The organism is Roseateles sp. P5_B10, assembly GCF_056400485.1.
The window spans coordinates 1-2,272 of sequence record NZ_JBFULE010000825.1 but is presented as its reverse complement, the minus strand read 5'-3'; the positions used below and the strand labels follow the sequence as shown (position 1 = coordinate 2,272).

2 protein-coding genes are annotated in these 2,272 nt (G+C 70.6%); one reads left to right on the top strand and one right to left on the bottom strand.

The window, feature by feature from the left end; genetic code table 11:
* Positions 1-1,327: tetratricopeptide repeat protein (locus AC1DU6_RS28110; RefSeq protein ID WP_477861146.1), on the top strand; the 1,327-nt coding region annotated here is incomplete at its 5' end.
* Between the two features lie 2 nt (positions 1,328-1,329).
* Here AC1DU6_RS28110 and AC1DU6_RS28105 read toward each other — a convergent pair.
* On the bottom strand, positions 1,330-2,272 hold a 943-nt coding region (locus AC1DU6_RS28105), incomplete at its 5' end, for a TRCF domain-containing protein (RefSeq protein WP_477861144.1).

Below are 2,272 nucleotides of genomic sequence, written 5' to 3'. Positions count from 1 at the left end.
GTGGCAGGGCGCCGGCGAGGCGCAGACGGCGCTGGCCTGGTTGCACCGCGGCGCGGCTCAGCAGAAGCTGCGCGGCCGCTACGACGAGGCCCAGGCGTTGTGGCAGCGCGTTGCTGCCGAGTCGCGCGAGCCGGCGCTGGCGCTGCAAGCCCGGCTCAGTCTGGCCGAATGTGCGCTACTGCATGACCTGCCTGCCGGTCGCCAAGCGCTGCAGCAGGTGCTGGAGCTGGCCGGCGCCGTGGCCGACCCGGCGCAGCGCGAGCAGATCGAGGGGCAGGCCCTGGCCGGCTTGATCGACAACGCCGTGTTCTCGGGCGACCTGGCGCATGCCGCCACGCTGGCCGAGCGCCTGCGCCCGCTGCTGCCGCGCCTGCCGCTGGCCGAGCGCTGCAATGCCTGTGAGGTGCTCATCGAGCTGGCCATGCGCGAGCCCGACATCCCGGCCGCCTGGGCGCTGCTGGGCCAGCTGCGCCAACTCGCACCGGCGCGGCCCTCGCTGCTGAGCTACGAAGGCCAGATCCACTGGTTCGGTGGCCAGGTGCGGGCCGCGCGCGATGCCTTCGAGCTGCTGCTGGAGCGCCATCCCGACTACTGTCGGGGCCTGACCATCGAGAGCGACCTGGGCGTGATGCTGCAGGCGCTGGGCGAGCTGGATCGCGCCGAACAGATGGCGCGGCGCAGCCTGCTGAGCTGGCAGGGCGTGGCGCATACCGAGACCTTGTCGCTGCTGATGCTGGGCCTCACGCTGACCAGCGCCGGCCGCTACGGCGAGGCGCGCGGCGTGCTGGACCGCGCGCTGGAGCTGGGCCGCTCGCAAGGTTCGGCCCTGTTCGAGGCCGAGGCGCTGACGCGGCGCGCGCGGTTGTACTGGCAGAGCGGCTGCCTCGATCTTGCTGAAGCCGACTTGGGCTTGGCCGAGCCCTTGCTGGCGAGCAGCCGCGACCCGCTGCGCGTGTCACACCTCGCCTGGCTGCGCGGCCTGCTGCGCGAGGCCCGCGGCCTGCCGCCCGATCCCTCTCTGGCCGAACGCTTGCGTGCGCTGCTGCCACGCAGCCAGCATCCGCTTGTGCATATCCGCCTGGCACGGCTGGAACTGCTGGCCGGCGATGCGGCTGCTGCCGCCCGCCAGGTCGCCGTCGCACGCGACGCCGGCCTGCTGGAGCCGCTGGCCGAGGGGCTGCTGCTGCAGGCCGAGGGGTTGCCGGCGCGCGACGCGCGGCCGTTGCTGCTGGAGGCGGTGGAGCTGGCGCAGCGCCAGGGCTTTGCCGAGCTGCTGAGCCGCGCCGATGCGGCGCTGCGCGGGCTGGCGCCGGTTCAAGGACGCTAGGGCTATTCGGTCTTGATCGGCTGGCCCAGCAGTCGCAGCACCTCGCGCACGGCCTGGGCGCGGTCCTGCGGGCTGGAGAGCTGCTTCTCGACACGCAGCTTCTCGTTGCCCACCAGCTTGATGTTGCGGTTCTTCTGCACCAGATCGATGACGCGCATCGGGTCGATGGGCGGGTTGGGGCGGAAGTTGATGTTGATCAACGTCGGTGCCGCGTCGATCTTGCTGACGCCGTAGGGCTTGGCCAGCACACGCAGGCGGTGAGTGTCGAAGAGGGTCTGGCCCTGCGTGGGCAGCTTGCCGAAACGGTCGGTGATCTCCTCCAGCATGGCGTCGATCTGCTCGTTCTTCTCGGCCGTGGCCAGGCGCTTGTAGAGGGACAGCCGCACCTGCACGTCGCCGCAGTAGGCATCGGGCAGCAGGGCCGGGGCGTGCAGGTTGATCTCGGTGGTGGCGGCAAAGGGCGACAGCAGGTCGGGCTCGCGGCCGGCCTTGAGGGACCGCACGGCTTCGCTGAGCATGTCGTTGTAGAGCTGGAAGCCCACCTCCATCATGTTGCCGCTCTGATGCTCGCCCAGCATCTCGCCGGCGCCGCGAATTTCAAGGTCGTGCATGGCGAGGTAGAAGCCCGAGCCCAGCTCTTCCATGGCCTGGATGGCGTCCAGGCGCTGCAGGGCTTGCTTGGTCAGGCCCTGCATGTCCGGCACCATCAGGTAGGCATAGGCCTGGTGGTGGGACCGCCCGACGCGGCCGCGCAGCTGGTGCAGCTGGGCCAGGCCGAACTTGTCGGCACGGGCAATGATGATGGTGTTGGCGCTCGGCACGTCGATGCCGGTCTCGATGATGGTCGAGCAGAGCAACAGGTTGTGCTTGCCGGCCACGAACTCGCGCATGACGCGCTCCAGCTCGCGCTCCGGCATCTGGCCGTGGGCGATGACGATGCGCGCC